Origin of the sequence: Streptomyces sp. NPDC085932, from assembly GCF_044540525.1 — a bacterium.
Classification (GTDB): Bacteria; Actinomycetota; Actinomycetes; order Streptomycetales; family Streptomycetaceae; genus Streptomyces; species Streptomyces levis.
The window spans coordinates 1,313,251-1,336,073 of record NZ_JBITSJ010000002.1 but is presented as its reverse complement, the minus strand read 5'-3'; the positions used below and the strand labels follow the sequence as shown (position 1 = coordinate 1,336,073).

Sequence of the window (22,823 nt, the reverse complement as noted above, 5' to 3'; positions counted from 1 at the left end):
TTCGCCGCGAGCGCCTCAGTCTACGTAAGGCCCAACGCGCGTCCAGTGATTGGAGTTACAACCCTCACACCTAGACGCAAGCCCCATGATAGGCCGCGCTCAGCTGCGCGTACCGAACATGGGGCCTTACGTACGGGTTCCGTGCGATTGCGGCTCGGTCAGTTGTTCACCTTCATCAGGATGCCGAGCACGACAATGCACGCGAACCACAGCAGACCGACCACGACGGTGATCCGGTCGAGGTTGCGTTCGGCGACCGAGGAGCCGCCGACGGAGGACTGCATGCCGCCACCGAACATGTCGGAGAGGCCGCCGCCCTTCCCCTTGTGCATCAGCACCAGCAGCATCAGCAGCAGGCTGAAGACGATCAGGGCGATCGAGAACCCCAAAACCACGGCTGGACCAACTTCCTCGGACTCGGATGGACGACGCGGGGCCCAGCACGGCGCTGGACCCCGCAAGGGTACGACGAATCGCCGTTAGCGCATACTCACTGGTCGCGGAAGCGCACGATCTTGACGAACTCGTCGGCGTCCAGGGAGGCGCCGCCGACCAGGGCGCCGTCGATGTCGGCCTGCGCCATGATCTCCGCGACGTTGCCGGACTTCACGGAGCCGCCGTACTGGATGCGGACCTTGTCGGCCAGCTCCTGGGTGTACAGCTCGGCGATCTTGCCGCGGATGGCGGCGCAGACCTCCTGCGCGTCCTCGGCACCGCAGACCTTGCCGGTGCCGATGGCCCAGACGGGCTCGTAGGCGATCACGACGGTCTCGGCCTGCTCGGCGGGCAGGTCCTTCAGACCGCCCTCGACCTGGGCGAGGGTGTGGGAGACGTGGTTGCCCGCCTCGCGGACCTCCAGCTCCTCGCCGACGCACAGGATCGGGGTGAGGCCGTGCTTGTAGGCGGCCTTGACCTTGGCGTTCACCAGTTCGTCGGTCTCGCCGTGGTACTGGCGGCGCTCGCTGTGGCCGATGGCGACGTACGTGCACTTCAGCTTGGCCAGCATCGGGCCGGAGATCTCGCCGGTGAAGGCGCCGCCGTCGTGGGCCGAGATGTCCTGGGCGCCGTACTTGATCTTGAGCTTGTCGCCGTCGACCAGGGTCTGCACGGAGCGCAGGTCGGTGAAGGGCGGCAGGACGGCGACCTCGACGGCCTCGTAGTCCTTGTCGGCCAGGGCGAAGGCGAGCTTCTGGACGTGCGCGATGGCCTCGAGGTGGTTGAGGTTCATCTTCCAGTTGCCCGCCATCAGCGGCGTGCGCGTGCTCATAAAGGGTCAGTCCTCCAGTGCGGCGAGGCCGGGGAGCGTCTTGCCCTCGAGGTATTCGAGGGAGGCGCCGCCACCGGTCGAGATGTGGCCGAATGCGTTCTCGTCGAAGCCCAGGATGCGGACGGCGGCGGCGGAGTCGCCACCACCGACCACCGTGAAGGCCTGGGAGTCGAGGAGGGCCTGGGCGACCGCCTTGGTGCCCTCGGCGAAATCGGGGTGCTCGAAGACGCCCATGGGGCCGTTCCAGAAGACGGTGGCGGCGTCGGCGATCTTCGAGGCGTACAGCTTGCGGGACTCGGGGCCGATGTCCAGGCCCATCTGGCCGGCCGGCATGGACTCCGCGGCGACCGTGCTGGGCCGGCCCGGGGCCTTGGTCTTGAGGTCCGGGAACTCCGGCGCGACCACGACGTCCACGGGCAGGACCAGCTCGACACCGTTCTTCTCGGCACGCTCGATGTACTCCCGGACGACCGGGAGCTGGTCCTCCTGGACCAGGGACGAGCCGATCTCGTGGCCCTTGGCCTTGAGGAAGGTGAAGACCATGCCGCCGCCGATGAGCAGCCGGTCGGCCTTGCCGAGCAGCTGGTCGATGACGGCGAGCTTGTCGGAGACCTTGGCGCCGCCCAGGACGACGGCGTAGGGCCGCTTGACGTCGTCGGTGAGCTTGCGCAGGACGCCGACCTCGGTGGCGATGAGGTAGCCGGCGTGGTGCGGCAGCCGGGCCGGGAGGTCGTAGACGCTGGCGTGCTTGCGGTGCACCGCGCCGAAGCCGTCACCGACGTAGACGTCCGCGAGGGCGGCGAGCTGGTCGGCGAAGGCGGCGCGCTCGGCGTCGTCCTTGCTCGTCTCGCCGGCGTTGAAACGGAGGTTCTCGATGACGGCGACCCGGCCGTCCGTGAGCCCGGCGACGGTGGACCGGGCCGACTCGCCGACCGTGTCGGTCGCGAACGCCACGTCGGCGCCGAGGAGTTCCCCGAGGCGGGCGGCGGCGGGAGCGAGGGAGAAGGCCGGGTCCGGGGCGCCCTTGGGGCGGCCCAGGTGCGAGGCGACGACCACGCGGGCGCCCGCCTCGGCGAGGGCCTTGACGGTGGGCAGCACGGCGCGGATACGGCCGTCGTCGGTGATGGTCGTGCCGTCCAGCGGCACGTTCAGGTCGGCGCGGACGAAGACCCGCTTGCCCGCGACTCCTCCGGCGAGGAGTTCGTCGATCGTCTTCATGGGGACTCCTGCAAGTGCTCGTGTTCGCTCGGAAGCGATCGTGATCGAACAGGTCGGTTCTGTACGTGAGTCAGGGCTCGGACCGCGCGGTCACGCGCTGCCCGAGCCCTGCCCTCACATGAGGCCTGCTCTATTCGATCAGAGCTGGTTGCCGACGAAGACCGTGAGGTCGACGAGGCGGTTGGAGTAGCCCCACTCGTTGTCGTACCAGCCGATGACCTTCACGTTCTTGCCCTCCTGGACCATGGTCAGGGAGGAGTCGAAGGTGCAGGACGCCGGGGCGTTGACGATGTCGGACGAGACGATCGGGTCCTCCGTGTACTCGAGGATGCCCTTCAGCTCGCCCTCGGCCGCCTTCTGGAAGGCGGCGTTGACCTCTTCCTTGGTGACCTCGCGGCCCAGCTCCAGGACCAGGTCGGTGACCGAGCCGGTGGGGACCGGGACGCGCATGGCCATGCCGTCCAGCTTGCCCTTCAGCTGGGGCAGGACCAGCGCGGTGGCCTTGGCGGCACCGGTCGTGGTCGGGATGATGTTCTCGGCGGCGGCACGCGCGCGGCGCAGGTCCTTGTGCGGGAAGTCCAGGATGCGCTGGTCGTTCGTGTACGCGTGCACCGTCGTCATCAGGCCCTTGACGATGCCGAAGTTCTCGTCGAGGACCTTGGCCATCGGCGCCACGCAGTTGGTGGTGCAGGAGGCGTTGGAGATGACGTGGTGGTTCGCCGGGTCGTACGTGTCCTGGTTGACGCCCATCACGATGGTGACGTCCTCGTCCTTGGCCGGGGCCGAGATGAGGACCTTCTTGGCGCCGCCGGCGATGTGCTTCTCGGCGTCGGCCTTCTTGGTGAAGATGCCGGTCGACTCGATGACGATGTCGACACCCAGTTCGCCCCACGGGATGTCGGCGGGGTTGCGCTCGGCGAGGACCTTGATGGTCTTGTCGCCGACGGTGATGGTGTCCTCGGTGTGCGAGACCTCCTGCTTGAGGCGGCCGAGGATGGTGTCGTACTTCAGCAGGTGAGCGGTGGTCGCGGTGTCACCCAGGTCGTTGACAGCCACGATCTCGATGTCTGCACCCTGCTCCAGCAGCGCGCGGAAGTAGTTACGACCGATGCGGCCGAAGCCGTTGATGCCTACGCGGATCGTCACGAACCGATCTCCTCGTTGGTACGCCGGCCATGAAGAGCCGGCGAGCTCTGTTTGGGATGTCCCCGACCGCCTCCGACCCTACCTCCCTGAGGCCCCGGTGGTGACATCCAGATGCCTCATACACGGCAGGGCGGTCCGTACCGGCCAGTAGGGGTACGGACCGCCCGACCCCGAGCGGGAGGATCACCCGATCCCGCTACTCGGAGTGGTGCCGGTCGATCGCGGAGTTCCCCCTTCGGGGGAGGTCACACGTCGAGGGAGGCGAGCGCCTTTCTCATCAGGGCCGCCCGGTCGGCGGCGGTGGCGATGTGCTCCAGGCCGAAGCCCAGCAGCACGGTGTCGTCCGTGGTGACCGCGCCGTAGGTCTGGAACAGCGCTCCGGTGCGGGTCCAGTCCTTGGTGACGGCCGGGCTGCCGGCGGGCGGTCCGGCGACCTTCCAGGCGCCCAGCGAGGTCTCGAAGCCCTCGGTCTCCCTGACCGTGCCGCCCACGACGAGCGAGGCCTCGTCGGCCAGGACGCCGTGGCCGCCGGTGCCCGGGTCGGTGACGTAGCTGATCGCGACCTCGACCGTCCGGCCCGCGTAGGCGCTCAGGTCGAATTCCACCTGCTCCCAGCCGCCGGAGCTGCCGGTGAGGCTGTGCCACGCGCCGGTGCTGCCGGTGGCCGTGCAGCCGTCGTCGGACTGGGTCAGGTAGTGCGTCAGCCAGGGGTGCTCGCGGACGTAGAAGCCGCCCTCGCACTCCGTCGGCACGGTCGCCTTCGTCGCGCCGCCCTTCTCGGGCAGGGTCGTCCAGTCGTCGGTACCGGCGGTGTGGGCCTCGATCAGGACGTTGTCGTAGCCGGGCTCGGTGTCCCACATCAGCCGGGTGCGCAGCGTGGGCTGCTCGGCCGCCGTGACTCCGGTGAGGTCCACGGTGCGCATGAGGCGCTTGTAGCCGTCGTCGGTGTGGACGGCCGCGGCCATCGAGGAGCCGGCGTACGGGCCGTAGGGGTTGACGGCCCCGGCGAACTGGCCGGCGCCCTTGCTCGCGAACCGCGGGAACTCCTCGGCGGGCAGCTCGTCGGAAGTGACGCCGTACCGCCCCGCCTTGTCCAGCGGGTTGCCCGGTGCGGCGGCGAGCGGGCCCGTGAAGCCGCGCAGCTCACCCGCGCCGGTGAACCCGGTGGCTCCACCGGCCGAGGTGCGGCTGTACGCGCCCAGGTAGTACTGGCTGAAGTCGTCCGAAAGGGCGCCGCCGCCGAGGTCGACGCTGCCGCCGGCCTGCTCACCGGCCTCGATGAGCCGGCCGCCCTCGTTGAGGAAGGCCCGCAGCTGCAGCTGGGTGGCGTTGCCGGGGACGCTCGCGCCCGTGTAGTGGACGACGGTGTCGAAGTGGCTCAGCACGCCCAGGGCGTCCGGCGCTCCGCGCTGGGCGACGTCCCAGACGGCCGCCTTGCGGCCACTCGCCTTGAGCGCGTCCACGTACGTCTGCGCCTGTGTGGCGGTCGCGCCCTCCTCGGCGACGACGAGGGTGTTCGCCCGGGGCCGCTCGGCGACGGTGTAGGTGAAGCGCTCGCTGGAGACCTTCTTGCCGTTGCGGGTCTCGGCGGTGAACCACACCTCGACCTTGTCGCCGGGTTCGCCGTCCTTGACCTTCGCCCGGTACTCGTCGAAGAAGAGGTTGTCCTCGCCGCCGTAGGTCTCGCCGCCCTTCCAGGGCCTCAGCGCCATGTCGTGGGTGCGGCCGCCGTTGACGCGGTACCTCAGTTCCTTGTCGCGCAGTGCCTTCCGCGCGACGACGGAGACCTCCTGGTCGGCGCCGCGCGAGTACGACGTCGGGAACGCGGCCGGGGTGAAGTCGGCGGCGCTCAGCCCCACCGACGACTTCGGCCGGTCGGGGTGGGCGGCGGACTCGGCGACGGAGAGCGCGAAGGGGACGTTCTTGGCGAACTCCTGCTGGATGAGCTTCTCGTCGTCCGGGAAGGTGAAGACCGAACGGCAGTCGGAGGCCTTCCACTCGTCGTCGGGGTCCAGGTTGGAGACGGTCTGGCAGGTCGACATCTCCGGGGTGAACATGGCCAGCCCGTTGACGTTCGCCGCGTGGCCGTCGGCCTCGCCGTTGGTGGTGTACAGCTCGGAGGAGACCTGCGGGTGGTAGCCCGGGACCGCGGGGTTCTCGGGCGTGCCGGCGAGCGCCTTGTACGCGACGTCGTCCGGGGTGTTGGTGGCCACCTGCCAGCCGACTCCGTAGAGGATCAGTTCGGCGGCGGAGTGGTAGTTGATGCCGTACGTGAAGCCGATGCGCTTCTGGAAGGCGTCCAGGGCCTGGGTCTCCGGCTCGGAGTTCGGGCCGGCGCCGCGGTAGGTCTCACTGGTGGGGTTGGGGGACGAGCCCTCGTTGTCGTAGCCCCACTTGTAGGCGAAGTTGCGGTTGAGGTCGACACCGTCGCCGGTGGTGATGGCGCCGTCGCCGTTGACGTCCCGGAGGTTCTTGCGCCACATGCGGTTGGCGTCGGCGGCGTGGGTGAAGTCGTAGCCGTCGGGGTTGGCCGAGATCAGGAACCACAGTTCGGTGCCGTCGACGATCTTCTTGACGCGCCGGTCCTTGCGGTAGTTGTCCAGGTAGTGGTGCATCAGGCGCCGGGTCATCTCCGGCGTGATCCACTCGCGCGCGTGCTGGTTGGACATGTAGAGGACGGCGGGCTTGGAGCCGTCCTTGCTCTTCTTCGCGCCCTTGGTGAGCTTCAGGGCGAGGATGTCCTGGCCCTTCACGGTCTTGCCGATGGAGACGACCTTGGTGAGGTCCGGGTTCTCCTGCGCGGCCCTGAGGATCTCCTCCTTCAGTCCGCCCTGCCCGCTGTACGGGCGGAACACGCCCTCGGCGGCGGCCTCGACGCGGGCGTCCGCGCGGGTGGAGAGGGTGTGTTCGGCGAGGTCGACGCCCTGCTTCTCCAGCTTCTTCGCCTGACGGGCGGTCAGGTAGACCTCGACGGTCGCGGTGCCCTTCTCGGGCACCCGTTCACTGAGCTCGTGGCCGTCCTGGCCGGCCGCCAGCAGCAGGGGTACCTGCTTTTGGGTGACGTCGGCGCGGAAGACCTTGACTTCGTCCGGGTCGGTCGGGTTCGAACTCCCCGGTTGTGCCTGGGCGATGGGTGCGATGCTCGCTCCGCCGATCAGGAGCGCGCCGACAGCGAGGATCGATCTCGCTCTTCGTCTCATGAACCCCCCTAGCGTGGGTCCGCCACAGCAGCGAACAGATGCCAGGCTCATGACAGTCCATGATCGAGTCAAGGGTGCCCCAACGACACGCGAAAGCCGGTGACGACCACCCAAGTGGCGGCCGGCACCGGCTTCTTGACACTCCGTGGGCCGAAGTCAGCCCACGAGGTTGTCGGCGAGCTCCTCGCCGAGGTTGGCCTCCGTGCCCGGGATGCCGAGGTCGGAGGCGCGCTTGTCGGCCATGGCCAGCAGGCGGCGGATCCGGCCGGCGACCGCGTCCTTGGTGAGCGGCGGGTCGGCGAGCGCGCCCAGCTCCTCCAGGGAGGCCTGCTTGTGCTCCATGCGCAGCCGGCCGGCCGCGGCGAGGTGCTCGGGCACGTCCTCGCCGAGGATCTCCAGCGCCCGCTGCACCCGGGCACCGGCGGCGACGGCGGCGCGGGCCGAGCGGCGCAGGTTGGCGTCGTCGAAGTTCGCCAGCCGGTTCGCCGTGGCGCGCACCTCGCGGCGCATCCGGCGCTCCTCCCAGGCCAGCACCGACTCGTGGGCGCCCAGGCGCGTCAGCAGCGCGCCGATCGCGTCACCGTCACGGACGACGACCCGGTCCACCCCGCGCACCTCGCGGGCCTTCGCCGCGATCGACAGCCGGCGGGCGGCGCCGACCAGGGCGAGCGCCGCCTCGGGACCCGGGCAGGTCACCTCCAGGGAGGAGGAACGGCCGGGCTCGGTGAGCGAGCCGTGGGCCAGGAACGCACCGCGCCAGGCGGCCTCGGCGTCGCAGGTGGCCCCCGAGACCACCTGCGGGGGCAGGCCGCGGATCGGGCGGCCCCGCCCGTCGACCAGACCGGTCTGGCGGGCCAGCTGGTCGCCGCCGGCGACCACCCGCACCACGTAGCGCGAGCCCCGGCGCAGCCCGCCCGGGGCCATCACGATCAGCTCGGAACTGTGGCCGAAGATCTCCAGAATGTCCCGCTTGAGGCGGCGGGCCGCCATCGCGGTGTCCAGCTCCGCCTCGATCACGATCCGACCGCTCACCAGGTGGAGGCCGCCGGCGAACCGCAGAATGGCGGAGACCTCCGCCTTTCTGCAGCAGGTCCGGGTGACGGGGAGCCGGGAGATCTCGTCCTTCACCGCTGCCGTCATCGCCATGGGCCGATCCTTCCATGCATCCGAAAAATACGGTCGTACGCGGCGGCCAACAGCTCCGGGTCGTGCCTCGGGGTGCCGTCGGGCCGGGCCACCGGCGCCAGCTCGACCGCGGCCCCGAACCGCTTGGCGGCATCGGTCAGGGAGTCCCGGTCGGGCACGGCGGCCTCGTCGGCCAGCACCACGTCCAGGGCGAGTTTAGGGGCGTGTCGTCCCAAAACCTCCAAATGACGCTGCGGGGAGAAGCCCTCGGTTTCTCCGGGCTGCGGGGCGAGGTTCAGCGAGAGTACCCGGCGGGCCTTGGTCTGCGTGAGCGCGTCCAGCAGCTCGGGCACCAGCAGGTGCGGGATGACCGAGGAGAACCAGGAGCCGGGGCCGAGCACCACCCAGTCGGCGTCCAGGACGGCCTCGACCGCCTCGGGCACGGCCGGCGGGTCGCAGGGCACCAGGTGCACGGACTGCACCTCGCCCGGGGTGAGGGCCACCGTGGCCTGGCCGCGGACCGTGTCGACCTCGTCCGGGCGCTCCGGGTCGTGGCCCCTGACCAGGGCCTGCAGCTCCAGCGGCACGGCCGACATGGGCAGCACCCGGCCCTGGGCGCCGAGCAGGCGTCCGACCAGGTCGAGGGCCTGGACGTGGTCGCCGAGCTGCTCCCACAGGGCGACGATCAGCAGGTTGCCGACCGCGTGCTCGTGCAGGTCGCCCTGCGACTGGAAGCGGTGCTGGATGACCCGGGCCCAGGTCTGACCCCAGTCGTCGTCACCGCACAGGGCGGCCAGCGCCTTGCGCAGGTCGCCGGGCGGCAGCACGCCCAGCTCGTCGCGCAGGCGGCCGCTGGAGCCGCCGTCGTCGGCAACGGTGACGACGGCGGTGAGGTCGCCGGTGATCCGGCGCAGAGCGGCGAGCGAGGCGGACAGGCCCATGCCGCCGCCGAGGGCGACGACCTTGGGCTGGGTGCCGCGGCGGCGCGGCCGGCCGCCCCGGGCCTCGGCGGTCCGGGCGCCCTTGCCTCCGGTGTTGCCCTCGGGCACCACCCGGCGCAGCCGGCTCAGCCGCGGAGTACGTCGTGTCATTCGCGTCCCATGTCCCGGTGTACGACCACCGTCTCCACGCCCTCGGCGGCGAGCCGGGCGGCGAGCTTCTCCGACATGGCGACCGAGCGGTGCTTGCCGCCCGTACAGCCCACGGCGATGGTCACGTAGCGCTTGCCCTCGCGGCGGTAGCCGGTGGCGACGAGCTGGAGCAGCTCGGTGTACCGGTCGAGGAACTCCTTGGCGCCGGGCTGGTTGAAGACGTACCCCGACACCTCCTCGTTGAGGCCCGTGTACGGGCGCAGCTCCGGGACCCAGTGCGGGTTCGGCAGGAAGCGGCAGTCGACCACGAGATCGGCGTCGACCGGCAGGCCGTACTTGTAGCCGAACGACATCACCGTCGCCCGCAGCTCCGGCTCCTCCTCGCCGGCGAACTGGGCGTCCATCTTGGCGCGCAGCTCGTGCACGTTCAGGCTGGAGGTGTCGATCACCAAGTCGGCGTCGCCGCGCAGCTCGCGCAGCAGCTCGCGCTCGGCGTCGATGCCGTCGACGATGCGGCCGTCGCCCTGGAGGGGGTGCGGGCGGCGCACCGACTCGAAGCGGCGCACCAGGGCCTCGTCGGAGGACTCCAGGAAGACGATCCGCCGGGTGACGTTCTTCGCCTCCAGGTCGGCGAGGGACTCGCGGAGGTTGTCGAAGAACCGGCGGCCGCGGACGTCGACGACGACGGCGATCCGGGCCACGTTGCCCTGGGAGCGGGCGCCGAGCTCCACCATGGTGGGGATCAGCGCGGGCGGCAGGTTGTCCACGACGAACCAGCCGAGGTCCTCCAGGCACTTCGCGGCCGTCGAGCGGCCCGCCCCGGACATGCCGGAGATGATCACCAGCTCGGGGATGGCCGCGTCCGGGACCGGGGCCTTGTCGTTCGCCGTGCCCGTGCTCACCTGTGCTCCCGCTGCGGTCTGTGCTTGCTGCCCGTGGTGCTCGTTCACATTCATGTCTCCTGCCCCCGTCGTTCGTCCGGTGCGCCCGTCCGTACGGGCTCGCCGCCGGAACCCATGGTGCCGGGTTCCTCTTCCATGATCTCTCCAGTCGCGGTGTTGACGGCGGGTGCGGCCGGGGCCGAGCGGGCCAGGGCCACGACGATCGTCTCCGCCGTCTTGCGGCCTATGCCGGGGACCTCGCAGATCTGGTCGATGGTGGCGGATCGCAGTCTCTTCAACGAACCGAAGTGCTTCAGGAGTGCCTGCTTGCGCGTGTCGCCGAGGCCGGGGACGTCGTCCAGGGGGCTGGAACGGAAGCGCTTGGAGCGCTTGGCGCGCTGGTAGGTGATCGCGAAGCGGTGGGCCTCGTCGCGGACCCGCTGGAGCATGTAGAGGCCCTCGCTGGTGCGGGGCAGGATCACCGGGTCGTCGTCGCCGGGCAGCCAGACCTCCTCCAGGCGCTTGGCGAGGCCGCAGACGGCGATGTCGTCGATGCCCAGCTCGTCCAGGGCCCGGCGGGCCGCGGCGACCTGCGGGGCGCCGCCGTCGACCACCACGAGCTGCGGCGGGTAGGCGAACTTCCTGGGGCGGCCGTCGTCCTCCGTGAGGCCGCCCGGACCGACCGGGGCGCCCGAGGCGGTGAGGACGTCGGGACCGGCCGGTGTCTCCGGGCCCATGAGGGCGTCCGGGCCGGCGAGGGTGCCCTCGCCGCCCTGGCCGTTCTCCGCGCCCCGGCCGTTCTCCCCGTCGGTCCACTCGCCCGTCTTCTCCTTCTCGGCGAGGTAGCGACGGAAGCGGCGGGTGATCACCTCGTGCATGGAGCGGACGTCGTCCTGCCCCGCGAAGCCCTTGATCTGGAAGCGGCGGTACTCGCTCTTGCGGGCGAGCCCGTCCTCGAAGACGACCATGGACGCCACGACGTCGTCGCCCTGGAGGTGGGAGATGTCGTAGCACTCGATCCGCAGCGGGGCGCTGTCGAGGTCGAGGGCGTCGGCGATCTCCTCCAGCGCGCGCGAGCGTGTGGTGAGGTCGGAGGCGCGCTTGGTCTTGTGCAGCACGAGCGCCTGCTGGGCGTTGCGCTGCACGGTCTCCATCAGCGCCTTCTTGTCGCCGCGCTGCGGGATCCGCAGGGAGACGCCGGAGCCGCGCCGCCCGGCGAGCCACTCCTGGATGGGCTCGACGGGGTCGGGCAGGGCCGGGACGAGGACCTCCTTGGGGACGGCGTCGCCCGTCTCCTCCCCGTACAGCTGCTGCAGGGCGTGCTCGACCAGGGCGCCGGTGGTGATCTCCTCCACCTTGTCGGTGACCCAGCCGCGCTGGCCCCGGACGCGTCCGCCCCGCACGTGGAAGATCTGGACGGCCGCCTCCAGCTCGTCCTCGGCGACCGCGATCAGGTCGGCGTCGGTCGCGTCGGCGAGCACGACCGCGTTCTTCTCCATGGCCTTCTTCAGGGCCCCGATGTCGTCGCGCAGGCGAGCCGCCCGCTCGTACTCCATCTCCTCGGCCGCCTCGCCCATCTGCCGCTCCAGGCGGCGGATGTACGTGCTCGTGCGGCCGGTCATGAAGTCGCAGAACTCCTCGGCCAGTTCACGGTGCTCCTCGGCGGAGACGCGGTCCACGCAAGGGGCCGAGCACTTGCCGATGTAGCCGAGGAGGCAGGGGCGGCCGGTGCGGGCGGCGTTCTTGAACACGCCCGCCGAACACGTGCGCACCGGGAAGACGCGCAGGAGGAGGTCGACCGTGTCGCGGATCGCCCACGCGTGCGCGTACGGCCCGAAGTAGCGCACGCCCTTCTTCTTGTGACCGCGCATCACCTGCACGCGCGGGTACTCCTCGTTCATCGTCACCGCGAGGTACGGGTAGCTCTTGTCGTCGCGGTACTTGACGTTGAACCGGGGGTCGTACTCCTTGATCCAGGAGTACTCCAGCTGGAGCGCCTCGACCTCCGTGGACACCACCGTCCACTCCACGGACGCGGCCGTGGTGACCATGGAGCGGGTGCGCGGGTGCAGGCCCGCCAGGTCCTGGAAGTAGTTCGCCAGGCGCTGGCGCAGGCTTTTCGCCTTCCCGACATAGATCACCCGGCGGTGCTCGTCACGGAACCTGTAGACCCCCGGAGAGTCGGGGATCTCGCCCGGTTTGGGGCGGTAGCTGGAAGGGTCGGCCATGTCTCACACCCTACTGGCGAGCACCGACAGTCCGAGCGGACGGCAGGTGTGATCACGGTCCGGGCGGGCGGCGATTTTCCACGGCATGTGCCGCCACGGGGTTACGGCAGGCCGGGAGCGGGAATGCAGGCTTCCCACGGGACACGGCGGCGTCCGGCGACGCCGGGCCGTGCCGGTGCGAGCACGGATTGTCGGTGCGGACCGGCCGCTCCCCCACGGAGCGGCTCGGGCCACGGGTCGGAGGGCTGCGCAGATGAAGCGGATGCGGATCGAGAAAACCCGGCGGACGGTCCGTGCCCGCCGGCACGCGGACGAGACGTTCGGGCTGCGCGACCTCCTGGACCCGCGTGACGCCGACATAGTGAGGGCCAAGCGCCTCTCGCTGGAGGAGCGGGGCGGCGGCGACCGCTCCTAGAGGCCGTCGTCCACCGAGAACGCCCGGGGCGCCTCGCCCCGGGCGTTCGCATGTCCGGACGCGTGCGGCCGGGTGTACATCACTGTCCGGCATCAGGTGTTGTCGGGACCAGGTCAACACGCTTCAATGCGGGGGAACTCGGGACCCTGAACGACGGCGTACGGATGTGAAGACCCGCCCGGCGCCGGCGGGACGGCCCCGGGCGGCCCGCGCGAACGGTCTGACCAGCCGTCCGCCGACTCACAGAGAGGCCCCTGCATGCCGCACGCGCCACAGCACGCGGACGTCGTCACCGCCGAACTGGACTCGGCCCTGCGAGGCGGCCCCTTCCACGTCGCCCTGCGGGCCGCGATCGCCGCCCGCGGGCTGCCGCTGCAGCGGGTGCAGCACCATCTGTCCCGCCACGGGGTGAAGGTCGGCGTGACGAGCCTCAGTTACTGGCAGCAGGGGGCACGGCGTCCGCAGCGGCCCGAGTCGCTGCGGGCCGTCCGCGCACTGGAGGAGATCCTGCAGCTCCCCGAGGAGTCGCTGATCCGGCTGCTCGCCGCGTCCGGCGACGGCCTGTCCGGACAGCGGTCCGCGGCCCGCTCCTACCGTTCCCTCGTCGAGGCCTCCGGGGTCCTGGACCAGCTGCTGGCCGAGCTGGAGTGCCCTCCGGACGGCGGCCTGCACACCCTCGGGCACCACGAGCGGCTGCGCATCGGGGCGCACCGCGAACTGGCCGAACGCGAGTCACACCACATCGTGCGCGCCCACCGCGACGGCGTCGACCGCTTCGTCGCCGTCCACCACGGGGAGCGGGGGGCCGTGCCGGAGCGCATGCGGGTGCACGCGCTGGAGAACTGCCGTACCGGACGGGTCCGTTGGCACAGCGACACGGGGGTGCTCGCCGCCGAGCTGCTCTTCGACACCCGGCTGCGGGCCGGGGACACGTTCCTGTTCCGCTACGGCGTGGAGGACGGCACCGCCGGCGTCTCGCGCGAGTACGTCCGCGGCTTCGACTCCCCCGGTGGCCAGTACGCGCTCCAGGTCTCCTTCGACGCCACGGCCCTCCCGCTGCGCTGCCACCGGTTCGCCCAGCACACCGCGGCGGCGCCCCGCAGCGGGTGCCAGGACCTGACGATGAGCGGCCGGCACCGGTCGGTGCATCTGGTCGAGCCCCGGGTGCGGGCGGGGTTCCTCGGGATCGGCTGGGACTGGGAACCGGGGGTGTAGGCGCGGGCGGGGGCGGGACAGGGGCCCTGGGGGCGCGAGGCCGTCGTGCGGGGCGCGAGGCCGCCGTGCGGGCGCTGGCGCGGAGGGGGTGGCCGCCGTGGCCGTGAGGGGGTGTCGGGGGGGCGTAAGCGCTTGCGCAAACGCTTACGGCGACGGACCGGGCGGCGAGGCATGTCGTGGAGCGGGCACGTCGGTCCATCAGGCCGCACGTAAACGCTTGCGCAAACGTTTACGTGCGCCGCGGAATGCGGTACGTTCCCCGCCTGGAACGACCGAGGACCGGACCCCACCGAGGAGGCGCACGGCATGCCCACGATGGCCGACGTCGCGCGGAGCGCCGGCGTCTCCGTGGCGACCGTCTCGCACGTGCTCAACGGCACCCGGCCCGTGCTGCCGCACACCCGCCAGGCCGTCCTGGACGCCGTCGAGGAGCTCGGTTACACCACCAACACCCTGGCCCGCGCCCTGGTGACGTCCCGCACCCGGTCCATCGGACTGGCGGTGTCGGCGATCAGCAACCCGTACTTCACGGAGATCCTCCAGGGCGTCGAGGCCGCCGCGCTGGACGCCGGCTACAGCCTGCTGCTCGCCGATCCGCACGACGACCCCGGGCACGAGCGCAAGGTGGTCCAGTTGCTGCACGAGCGCCGGGTGGACGGCATGATCGTCGCCCCCTCCGCCGACCCGCGCGGGCTGCTCTCCTACCTGGAGCGGCACGACGTGCCCGCCGTCTTTCTCGACCGGCTGGTGAAAGCCCCGGAGAGGGACGGCGGCCCGCGGTTCGACCAGGTGTGCGCGGACAGTGCCGAACCGACGTCCCGGCTGGTCGCCCATCTGGCCGGGCTCGGACACCGGCGGATCGGGATGGTGGCGGGACTGCCCGGGCTCAGCACCACGACCGAGCGGATCATGGGCTACCGCAGCGGCCTCGCGTTCGCGGGGCTGCCGTACGACGAGCGGTTCCTGGTGCACGGCGACTCGGAGTCGGCCGGCGCCGAGGTGGCCGTCTCCGCCCTGCTGTCGCAGGCCGTGCCGCCCACCGCGCTGATCACCGGCAACAACGCGATGACCATCGGAGCGCTGCGGGCCCTGCGCGCCCACCGTCTGTCCGTGCCGGACGACATCGCGCTGTGCTGCTTCGACGACTTCGCCTGGGCGGATCTGTTCTCGCCCCGGCTCACCGCGATCGCCCAGCCCAGCAAGGACATCGGTGCCCGGGCCGTGCGCGTGCTCCTGGAGCGGCTCGCCGAGCCGGACCGGCCGGCCCGGACGCTGCGGCTGCCCTGCGCCTTCGTCCACCGCACGTCGTGCGGCTGCCCGTCCGAGGAAGGAACCCCGTCGTGATCGTCGTCGCCGGTGAGGCACTGATCGACCTGGTACCGCGGGGCACGGGTGCCCTGACGGCACTGCAGCCGGCGCTCGGCGGCGGCCCCTACAACACGGCGGTGGCCCTGGGCCGCCTCGGCTCCCCCGCCGCCTTCTGCTCCCGGGTGTCGTCCGACGCGTTCGGGGAGGCCCTGCTGGACCGGCTGCGCGAGACCGGGGTGGACGTGTCGACGGTGCAGCGCGGCACCGAGCCCACGACGCTGGCCGTCGCCACGGTCGGCGCGGACGGCTCGGCGGCGTACTCCTTCTACGTCGAGGGGACGGCGGACCGGCTGTTCGCGGCACCTTCCGCGCTGCCGGACGGCACCCGAGCGGTCTCCTTCGGCACCTGTTCGCTGGTGCTGGAGCCGGGGGCGAGCGCGTACGAGGAGCTGATGCGGGCGGCGGCCGCCCAGGGCGTGTTCACCGCGCTCGACCCGAACATCCGGGCCGGTCTGATCCCCGACGCGGACGCCTACCGGGCGCGGTTCAAGAGCTGGCTTCCGTCGGTGACGCTGCTGAAGCTGTCCGAGGAGGACGCCCGGTGGCTCGGCGGCACGCCCCGGGAGTGGCTCGCGGCCGGTCCGGCGGCGGTCGTGATCACCCGTGGCGGCGACGGGCTGACCGCGTTCACGGCGGACGGCGGCACGTACTCCGTGCCGGGCGAGCGGGTGGAGGTCGTGGACACGATCGGCGCGGGCGACACCGTGAACGCGGCCCTGCTGCACGGGCTCACGGTACGGGACGCGCTGAGCGGCCCGGCGCTGGCGGCGCTGGGGCCGGACGGCTGGTCGGAGCTGCTGGGCTTCGCGGCGCGGGCGGCGGCGGTGACGTGCTCGCGCGCGGGGGCGGAGCCACCGTACGCGCACGAGCTGGACGACTGACTCCGGCCGCCCTCGCCGAAGAGGCCTCGCGCCGCTCCCCGGCACTCGGTGAGCACTGCGGAACCCTGCCTGACCCGCACCGGCCGAGGTGCCGCGTCCGGGCCGACTCGGGGCCGCCTCAGCCGGTCTCCCCCACCGCCCTCAGCGCGCCGGGGCGGCGGCCGTCGAGGCGGTCCAGGGCCGCGGCCGTGGCCTCGTCGGCGGGCAGGTGGATGATCACGCGCTGTCCCTCGTCGGGGAGCGCGAGAGTCTCGTGCAGCAGCCGCAGGGGGCCGGCCTCCGGGTGGTCGAGGTGCTGGGAGCCCGTCGTCCTGGGTGTCATGGCGAGATCGGCGAACCGGTCGGCGAAGTCCGCGCCCGCGGTCACCGTCAGTTCGTCGGCCAGCTCGGTGAGGTGCGGGTCCCTGAGGGGGACACCGTGCCGGAGCCGGGCGACCAGGTCGTCGGCCACCCGCTCCCAGTCGCGGTAGGCGCTGCGGGCCCGTGCGTCGGTGAACAGGTACCGCAGCAGGTTGGGCCGCTCGCCGTCGAGCAGGCCGATGGGGCCGACCAGCCGCGCGTAGCCGGCCGTGTGGGCGAGGACGTCGCCGATCCAGTTGACCACCAGCGCGGGAGCGGGCTCCAGGCGGTCCAGTACGGCCCGTACGGTGGGGCGGGCCGTACGGCTCAGAGCCGGGGCGGCGGCGCAGACCAGCGGGTCGCCGCCGTCGGCCTCCTTGGTCAGGCGGCGCAGCAGCATCCGGTCGGCCAGGGACAGGTTCAGGGCGTCGGCGAGGGCGCCGAGCACCTGGGCGGAGGGGTTTCGGTCGCGTCCCTGTTCCAGCCGGGTGAGGTACTCGACGCTGATGTCGGCGAGCATGGCCAGTTCGGCACGCCGCAGACCCGGGGTGCGGCGCCGCGGGCCCGTGGGAAGTCCGGCCTCGGCGGGGGTGACGGCTTCGCGCCTGGTGCGCAGGTACGTGCCCAACTCGTTGTCGCTCACCCGCCCGAACGTACCGTCCCGGTGGACGCGGAGCATGGCCCTGTCACTACCAGCCTCGGGCCGGTCTCCCTGCCGGACCGCGCGGGCCGCAGGGTGGAGGGCATGACGAATGACACCGCCACCACCACCCTGCCGCTGGCCCCGGGGCACTGGGCCCTGGACCCGTTCCACTCCTCCGTGAACTTCACCATCCGCCACCTGGGCATCGCCAAGGTGCGGGGCCGTTTCGAACGGCTGGAGGCCGAGCTGTTCGTCGGGGAGCGGATCGAGGACGTGCGGGTCTCCGCCACCGTCGACCTGGCCTCGATCGACACGGGCAACGCCGACCGGGACGCCCATGTCCGCGCCTCCGACCTGCTGGACGTCGAGAAGCGCCCGACGATGACGTACCGCTCGACGCGGGTGTCGGGCGCGGGCGAGGACTGGACGATGGAGGGCGAGCTGACGATCGGCGGCGTGACGCGTCCGGTGACGCTCGCCGTGGAGTTCGGCGGGCTGGTCGAGGTGCCGATGGACGGCAGCCGGCACGCCGGGTTCGAGGCGACGGGCGAGATCCGGCGCAGCGAGTTCGGGCTGGACTTCGCTCCCGGGCTGCTCGGCGAGGTGGTGAAGATCCAGCTCGACATGCAGTTCGTGGAGCCGAAGGGCGCCTGACCTCCGGCACATGTGCCGACGCGGAACGCGCCGTGCCCCACGGGTGACTCCCGTGGGGCACGGCGCGTTCGGCGGGTGCGATCGGCAGAGCGCGAGCGGCGGGGCGTTCGGCGGGGGCCGTCAGCCCTTGGTCGTCCGCGTGGTCTTCTGCGCGGCCGCCTTGGTGGTCCTGGCGGTCTTGGTGGCCGCCTTCTTGGTGGCGGTGGCGCCGACCCGCTTGGTGGCGGTCTTCTTCGCCGTGGCCTGGGCCGGGACCGTCTTCTTCGCCGCCCGGCGCGGTGCCTTCACCGAGGAGGCGTCGCTGATGCGGTCGGCGCCGAGGATCTCCCGCAGGAACTTGCCGGTGTGGCTGGCCGGAACGGCGGCGACCTCCTCGGGCGTGCCCTCGGCGACCACCAGGCCGCCGCCGGCGCCGCCCTCGGGGCCCATGTCGACGACCCAGTCGGCGGTCTTGATCACGTCGAGGTTGTGCTCGATGACGATGACCGTGTTGCCCTTGTCGACCAGGCCGGACAGGACCTTCAGCAGCTTGCTGATGTCCTCGAAGTGCAGGCCGGTGGTCGGCTCGTCCAGGACGTAGACCGTGCGGCCGGTGGAGCGCTTCTGCAGTTCGCTGGCGAGCTTCACGCGCTGTGCCTCGCCGCCGGACAGGGTGGTCGCGGCCTGGCCGAGGCGGACGTAGCCGAGGCCGACGTCCTTGAGCGTGTTGAGGTGCCGGGCGATGGCGGGGACGGCCTCGAAGAACTCGGTGGCCTCCTCGATCGGCATGTTCAGGACCTCGGCGATGGACTTGCCCTTGTAGTGGACCTCCAGGGTCTCCCGGTTGTACCGGGCGCCGTGGCAGACCTCGCACGGGACGTAGACGTCCGGGAGGAAGTTCATCTCGATCTTGATGGTGCCGTCGCCCGCGCAGTTCTCGCAGCGGCCGCCCTTGACGTTGAAGGAGAAGCGGCCGGGCATGTAGCCGCGGACCTTCGCCTCGGTGGTCTCGGCGAACAGCTTGCGGATGTGGTCGAAGACGCCGGTGTACGTCGCCGGGTTCGAGCGCGGGGTGCGGCCGATGGGCGACTGGTCGACGTGGACGACCTTGTCGACGAGGTCGTCGCCGTCCACGCGCGTGTGCCGTCCGGGCACGCTCCTCGCGCCGTTCAGCTCACGGGCCAGGTGCGTGTACAGGATGTCGTTGACCAGCGTCGACTTGCCGGAGCCGGAGACGCCGGTGACGGCCGTGAACACGCCCAGCGGGAAGGAGACGTCGATGTCCTGGAGGTTGTTCTCCCGGGCGCCGTGCACCGTGAGCTGCCGGGACGGGTCCAGCGGGCGCCGGACGTCGGGCAGCGGGATGGCCTTCTTGCCGGACAGGTACTGGCCGGTCTGCGACTCGTCGTTGGCGAGGAGCTCCTTCAGGGAGCCGCTGTGCACCACCTTGCCGCCGTGCTCACCCGCGCCGGGGCCGATGTCGACGATCCAGTCGGCGGTCTTGATGGTGTCCTCGTCGTGCTCGACGACGATGAGCGTGTTGCCCATGTCGCGCAGCCGGACCAGGGTCTCGATCAGCCGGTGGTTGTCGCGCTGGTGCAGGCCGATGGACGGCTCGTCGAGGACGTACAGCACGCCGACCAGGCCGGAGCCGATCTGGGTGGCCAGGCGGATGCGCTGGGCCTCGCCGCCGGAGAGCGTGCCCGCGGCGCGGTTGAGCGAGAGGTAGTCCAGGCCGACGTCGACCAGGAACCGCAGCCGCTCGTTGACCTCCTTCAGGACGCGCTCGGCGATCTTCTTGTCGCGGGCGGTGAGCTTCAGTTCGCCCAGGAAGTCCGCGCAGTCGCTGATCGACATCGCGGAGACCTCGGCGATGGACTTGCCCATGATCGTGACCGCGAGGACGATCGGCTTCAGGCGCGTGCCCTCACAGGTGGGGCAGGGCACCTCGCGCATGTAGCCCTCGAAGCGCTCGCGGCTGGAGTCGCTCTCGGCCTCGCTGTGCCGGCGCTTGACGAAGGGGACGGCACCCTCGAAGGCCGTGGTGTAGCGGCGCTCGCGCCCGTAGCGGTTGCGGTAGCGGACCTCGACCTGGGTCTTGTGGCCGTGCAGCAGGGCCTTCTTGGCACGCTGCGGCAGGCCGGCGAAGGGGATGTCCGTACGGAAGCCCAGGGCGTCGGCGAGGGCGCCGATCAGGCGGCCGAAGTAGTCCTTGGTGTGGCCGTGCGACCACGGGTGGATGGCCCCCTCGTCCAGGCTCTTGTCCGGGTCGGGGACGATCAGCTCCGGGTCGACCTCCATGCGCGTGCCGATGCCGGTGCAGTCCGGGCAGGCGCCGAAGGGCGAGTTGAAGGAGAAGGAGCGCGGCTCCAGCTCCTCGAAGGACAGGTCGTCGTACGGGCAGTACAGGTGCTCCGAGAACATGCGCTCGCGCTCGGGGTCGTCCTCGGGGAGGTCGACGAAGTCGAGCACGACCATGCCGCCGGACAGGCCGAGGGCCGTCTCGACGGAGTCGGTCAGGCGGCGCTTGGCGCCGTCCTTGACCGTGAGGCGGTCGACGACCACCTCGATGGTGTGCTTCTCCTGCTTCTTCAGCGTCGGCGGGTTCGACAGCTGGACCGTCTCGCCGTCGACCCGCGCGCGGGAGTAGCCCTTGGTCTGCAGGTCGGCGAAGAGGTCGACGAACTCGCCCTTGCGCTCGCGCACCAGCGGCGACAGCACCTGGAAGCGGCTGCCCTCGGGCAGCTCCAGGACCCGGTCGACGATGGCCTGCGGCGACTGGCGCGAGATCGGGCGGTGGCACTCGGGGCAGTGCGGCTTGCCGATGCGGGCGAAGAGCAGGCGCAGGTAGTCGTAGACCTCGGTGATCGTGCCGACCGTGGAGCGCGGGTTGCGCGAGGTGGACTTCTGGTCGATGGAGACGGCCGGGGAGAGGCCCTCGATGAAGTCGACGTCCGGCTTGTCCATCTGGCCGAGGAACTGCCGGGCGTAGGAGGAGAGGGATTCGACGTAGCGCCGCTGTCCCTCCGCGAAGATGGTGTCGAAGGCCAGCGAGGACTTGCCCGACCCCGACAGGCCCGTGAAGACGATGAGCGAGTCGCGCGGGAGGTCGAGCGAGACGTTCTTGAGGTTGTGCTCGCGCGCTCCACGAACGATGAGACGGTCGGCCACGCCGGTCCGCACCTTTCTTGAGAGAAGTGACAGGGGCGGGGCCCCCGTCTTTCTCAGACTAGGGGGAGCCACTGACAACGCCGGTCGGATTCACGGGTTGCCAACAAACCCCGGCTCTCCAGCATGCCCGACGCCACGCCCGACCATATAGCACGCGCATTCGATTTACGGCACTCCTTCACCACCTTCACCCGAAGGAGTGGCGGAGCTAGGGTCAGCAGCATGATTGATCACGCTCATGACCTGGCGTCTGTACGTGACGCGACGGAGCGGCTGCTGACCGCAGTCGGCTCCCTGGACAACGCCGCTGTGACGCAGCCGTCACGGCTGCCCGGCTGGACCCGCGGCCACGTCCTGGCCCACCTCGCCCGGAACGCGGACGCCCTCGTGAACGTCCTGGCGGGCCGCCCCATGTACGTCTCCGGCGAGGCCCGGGACGCCGACATCGAGCGGGACGCCCCGCGCGCCCTCGATGCCCAGCTCACGGACCTGCGGGAGAGCGCGGCCCGCTTCCAGGAGGCCGGGGACGCCCCGGCTGACTGGTCGCGCACGGTGGAGCTGCGCAACGGGGTCAAGGACACCGCGGCCCGGGTGCCGTTCCGGCGGTGGGTGGAGGTGGAGCTGCACCACGTGGACCTCGGCATCGGGTACGAGCTGGAGGACCTGCCCGAGGAGTTCACCGAGCGGGAGATCGAGTTCCTCGCGGACCGGTTCGCCGGGCACACCGACGTGCCGTCCACCCGCGTGACGGACGGCACACGCGCGTGGCGCACGGGACGCGCTCCGGACGGCGACCCCGAGGTGACCGTCACCGGCACGCCGGCGGACCTCTTGGGGTGGCTCGCGGGACGCCGTGACGGGGCCCCGCTGCGGGTGGACGGCGGACCGCTGCCGGCACTGCCCCCGTTGTAGGACCCGGTCCCCTCCCCCGCTATAGGCTGGCGGACATGACGTACAGCGGACAGGTGACGGTCGGCGGGCCTGCCGACGTGCACGAGCTCAAGGACCTGATGATCACGAAGATCGCGGTGGGTCCGATGAACAACAACGCCTATCTGCTGCGCTGCCGGGCCACGGACGAGCAGCTGCTGATCGACGCCGCGAACGAGGCGCAGACGCTGCTCGGCATGATCGGCGACGACGGGATCGCGTCGGTCGTCACGACCCACCGGCACGGCGACCACTGGCAGGCGCTCGCCGAGGTCGTGGCGGCCACCGGCGCCCGCACGTACGCGGGCCGGGAGGACGCCGACGGCATCCCCGTACGGACCGACGTACCGGTCGACGACGGCGACACGATCCGGGTGGGGCAGGTCGAGCTCACCGCGCGCCACCTGGTCGGGCACACCCCCGGCTCGATCGCCCTCGTCTACGACGACCCGCACGGGCACCCCCATGTGTTCACCGGGGACTGCCTGTTCCCCGGCGGCGTGGGCAACACCCATCAGGACCCCAAGGCCTTCGCCAGTCTCATCCACGACGTCGAGACCAAGATCTTCGACGTCCTCCCGGACGAGACGTGGGTCTACCCGGGACACGGCAACGACACGAGCCTGGGCGCGGAGCGCCCGCATCTGCCGGAGTGGCACGCGCGCGGGTGGTGAGCGACTGCGGCTCGTGAGCGACCGCACGGCTCGTGAGCGACCGCCGACTGGTGAGCGACCGCGTGGGGCGGAGTACGCCGGGGCGGGAGTGAGCAGGCCGGGGCGTGAGCACGCCGGGCAGTGCGCCGGCGCGCGAGCACACCGAGCAGTGAGCCGCGCGCGCCCCGTGTGAAGCGTTCGCACACGCCGGACTCGCACATGCGCTCCCCTCTCGTGCGCGCACGCGGTCAACTGGGGGCAGCCCCGCGCAGGATGACGGCTCCTGGGCGGACGGGCCGCCGGTCTGTCGTTCCCCGCCCTCGACCGGCGGCCCCGGCGCATGCCGAACAGGGCGCCGGCCGGAGGCGGTTCGCACGGCTGCACACGGCCGTTCCTGCGCCGGATCGTGGAGACGGGGC

The 22,823-nt window shown here is 71.4% G+C and carries 18 protein-coding genes; 7 read left to right on the top strand and 11 right to left on the bottom strand.

The window, feature by feature from the left end; all coding sequences use genetic code 11:
* Positions 1-158: 158 nt before the first annotated feature.
* The 9 genes from secG to uvrC form a co-directional block, all read right to left on the bottom strand.
* A complete protein-coding gene (gene secG / locus ACIGAQ_RS15145; RefSeq protein WP_009300451.1) occupies positions 159-389 on the bottom strand; it encodes a preprotein translocase subunit SecG in 231 nt (76 codons plus the stop codon).
* Between the two features lie 101 nt (positions 390-490).
* Positions 491-1,267 carry a triose-phosphate isomerase gene (tpiA, locus tag ACIGAQ_RS15140; RefSeq protein ID WP_362280804.1) on the bottom strand — a complete coding sequence of 259 codons (777 nt, stop codon included), beginning with the start codon at positions 1,265-1,267 and terminating at the stop codon, positions 491-493.
* A 6-nt stretch (positions 1,268-1,273) separates the two neighbouring features.
* The gene (locus ACIGAQ_RS15135) at positions 1,274-2,485 is read right to left on the bottom strand and encodes a phosphoglycerate kinase (RefSeq protein ID WP_362280801.1); all 1,212 of its coding nucleotides are present in this window, start codon (positions 2,483-2,485) and stop codon (positions 1,274-1,276) included.
* A gap of 138 nt (positions 2,486-2,623) precedes the next feature.
* Positions 2,624-3,631: a type I glyceraldehyde-3-phosphate dehydrogenase gene (gene gap / locus ACIGAQ_RS15130; protein WP_010039682.1), complete on the bottom strand. Its 1,008-nt coding sequence runs from the start codon at positions 3,629-3,631 to the stop codon at positions 2,624-2,626.
* Between the two features lie 245 nt (positions 3,632-3,876).
* Positions 3,877-6,831: a M14 family zinc carboxypeptidase gene (locus ACIGAQ_RS15125; protein ID WP_399782797.1), complete on the bottom strand. Its 2,955-nt coding sequence runs from the start codon at positions 6,829-6,831 to the stop codon at positions 3,877-3,879.
* 156 nt (positions 6,832-6,987) lie between these two features.
* The gene (gene whiA / locus ACIGAQ_RS15120) at positions 6,988-7,977 is read right to left on the bottom strand and encodes a DNA-binding protein WhiA (protein ID WP_399782794.1); all 990 of its coding nucleotides are present in this window, start codon (positions 7,975-7,977) and stop codon (positions 6,988-6,990) included.
* On the bottom strand, positions 7,968-9,047 hold the full coding sequence (yvcK, locus tag ACIGAQ_RS15115; protein ID WP_311683612.1) for a uridine diphosphate-N-acetylglucosamine-binding protein YvcK: 1,080 nt from the start codon (positions 9,045-9,047) through the stop codon (positions 7,968-7,970). Before yvcK ends, whiA begins: the two co-directional genes overlap by 10 nt.
* Positions 9,044-10,003 (bottom strand): RNase adapter RapZ, encoded by a 960-nt coding sequence (gene rapZ, locus ACIGAQ_RS15110; protein WP_362280793.1) that lies wholly within the window; start codon positions 10,001-10,003, stop codon positions 9,044-9,046. Before rapZ ends, yvcK begins: the two co-directional genes overlap by 4 nt.
* Positions 10,000-12,156, bottom strand: a complete 2,157-nt coding sequence (uvrC, locus tag ACIGAQ_RS15105) for an excinuclease ABC subunit UvrC (RefSeq protein ID WP_399782789.1) — start codon at positions 12,154-12,156, stop codon at positions 10,000-10,002. Before uvrC ends, rapZ begins: the two co-directional genes overlap by 4 nt.
* Before the next feature lie 262 nt (positions 12,157-12,418).
* Between uvrC and ACIGAQ_RS15100 the strand changes: the two genes are divergently transcribed.
* The 4 genes from ACIGAQ_RS15100 to ACIGAQ_RS15085 all read left to right on the top strand — a co-directional run bounded on the left by ACIGAQ_RS15100 (position 12,419) and on the right by ACIGAQ_RS15085 (position 16,035).
* Positions 12,419-12,571: a hypothetical protein gene (locus tag ACIGAQ_RS15100; RefSeq protein ID WP_311683606.1), complete on the top strand. Its 153-nt coding sequence runs from the start codon at positions 12,419-12,421 to the stop codon at positions 12,569-12,571.
* A 258-nt stretch (positions 12,572-12,829) separates the two neighbouring features.
* Positions 12,830-13,786 (top strand): hypothetical protein, encoded by a 957-nt coding sequence (locus tag ACIGAQ_RS15095; RefSeq protein WP_399782786.1) that lies wholly within the window; start codon positions 12,830-12,832, stop codon positions 13,784-13,786.
* A 306-nt stretch (positions 13,787-14,092) separates the two neighbouring features.
* Complete coding sequence (locus ACIGAQ_RS15090; RefSeq protein WP_399782784.1) at positions 14,093-15,130, top strand: LacI family DNA-binding transcriptional regulator; 1,038 nt, start codon at positions 14,093-14,095, stop codon at positions 15,128-15,130.
* The gene (locus tag ACIGAQ_RS15085) at positions 15,127-16,035 is read left to right on the top strand and encodes a carbohydrate kinase (protein WP_399782782.1); all 909 of its coding nucleotides are present in this window, start codon (positions 15,127-15,129) and stop codon (positions 16,033-16,035) included. The genes ACIGAQ_RS15090 and ACIGAQ_RS15085 overlap by 4 nt, the downstream gene beginning before the upstream one ends.
* 118 nt (positions 16,036-16,153) lie before the next feature.
* Here ACIGAQ_RS15085 and ACIGAQ_RS15080 read toward each other — a convergent pair whose 3' ends face one another.
* Positions 16,154-17,017 carry a helix-turn-helix domain-containing protein gene (locus ACIGAQ_RS15080; protein ID WP_311683599.1) on the bottom strand — a complete coding sequence of 288 codons (864 nt, stop codon included), beginning with the start codon at positions 17,015-17,017 and terminating at the stop codon, positions 16,154-16,156.
* Between the two features lie 102 nt (positions 17,018-17,119).
* On the opposite strand from ACIGAQ_RS15080, the gene ACIGAQ_RS15075 reads away from it, so the two are divergent.
* Positions 17,120-17,671: a YceI family protein gene (locus tag ACIGAQ_RS15075; protein WP_399782778.1), complete on the top strand. Its 552-nt coding sequence runs from the start codon at positions 17,120-17,122 to the stop codon at positions 17,669-17,671.
* A 120-nt stretch (positions 17,672-17,791) separates the two neighbouring features.
* Here ACIGAQ_RS15075 and uvrA read toward each other — a convergent pair whose 3' ends face one another.
* On the bottom strand, positions 17,792-20,821 hold the full coding sequence (gene uvrA, locus ACIGAQ_RS15070; RefSeq protein WP_311683595.1) for an excinuclease ABC subunit UvrA: 3,030 nt from the start codon (positions 20,819-20,821) through the stop codon (positions 17,792-17,794).
* A 222-nt stretch (positions 20,822-21,043) separates the two neighbouring features.
* Between uvrA and ACIGAQ_RS15065 the strand changes: the two genes are divergently transcribed.
* Both ACIGAQ_RS15065 and ACIGAQ_RS15060 read left to right on the top strand, forming a co-directional pair.
* The gene (locus ACIGAQ_RS15065) at positions 21,044-21,733 is read left to right on the top strand and encodes a maleylpyruvate isomerase family mycothiol-dependent enzyme (RefSeq protein ID WP_399782775.1); all 690 of its coding nucleotides are present in this window, start codon (positions 21,044-21,046) and stop codon (positions 21,731-21,733) included.
* Positions 21,734-21,768: 35 nt separating this feature from the next.
* Positions 21,769-22,425 carry an MBL fold metallo-hydrolase gene (locus ACIGAQ_RS15060; protein ID WP_311683591.1) on the top strand — a complete coding sequence of 219 codons (657 nt, stop codon included), beginning with the start codon at positions 21,769-21,771 and terminating at the stop codon, positions 22,423-22,425.
* Positions 22,426-22,823 lie beyond the last annotated feature (398 nt).

Bases quoted from the DNA above. Each gene is read 5' to 3' on its own strand.
- tpiA (WP_362280804.1), bottom strand. From the start codon at position 1,267: ATGAGCACGCGCACGCCGCTGATGGCGGGCAACTGGAAGATGAACCTC.
- ACIGAQ_RS15135 (WP_362280801.1), bottom strand. From the start codon at position 2,485: ATGAAGACGATCGACGAACTCCTCGCCGGAGGAGTCGCGGGCAAGCGG.
- ACIGAQ_RS15125 (WP_399782797.1), bottom strand. From the start codon at position 6,831: ATGAGACGAAGAGCGAGATCGATCCTCGCTGTCGGCGCGCTCCTGATC.
- whiA (WP_399782794.1), bottom strand. From the start codon at position 7,977: ATGGCGATGACGGCAGCGGTGAAGGACGAGATCTCCCGGCTCCCCGTC.
- yvcK (WP_311683612.1), bottom strand. From the start codon at position 9,047: ATGACACGACGTACTCCGCGGCTGAGCCGGCTGCGCCGGGTGGTGCCC.
- rapZ (WP_362280793.1), bottom strand. From the start codon at position 10,003: ATGAATGTGAACGAGCACCACGGGCAGCAAGCACAGACCGCAGCGGGA.
- uvrC (WP_399782789.1), bottom strand. From the start codon at position 12,156: ATGGCCGACCCTTCCAGCTACCGCCCCAAACCGGGCGAGATCCCCGAC.
- ACIGAQ_RS15100 (WP_311683606.1), top strand. From the start codon at position 12,419: ATGCGGATCGAGAAAACCCGGCGGACGGTCCGTGCCCGCCGGCACGCG.
- ACIGAQ_RS15095 (WP_399782786.1), top strand. From the start codon at position 12,830: ATGCCGCACGCGCCACAGCACGCGGACGTCGTCACCGCCGAACTGGAC.
- ACIGAQ_RS15090 (WP_399782784.1), top strand. From the start codon at position 14,093: ATGCCCACGATGGCCGACGTCGCGCGGAGCGCCGGCGTCTCCGTGGCG.
- ACIGAQ_RS15075 (WP_399782778.1), top strand. From the start codon at position 17,120: ATGACGAATGACACCGCCACCACCACCCTGCCGCTGGCCCCGGGGCAC.
- ACIGAQ_RS15065 (WP_399782775.1), top strand. From the start codon at position 21,044: ATGATTGATCACGCTCATGACCTGGCGTCTGTACGTGACGCGACGGAG.
- ACIGAQ_RS15060 (WP_311683591.1), top strand. From the start codon at position 21,769: ATGACGTACAGCGGACAGGTGACGGTCGGCGGGCCTGCCGACGTGCAC.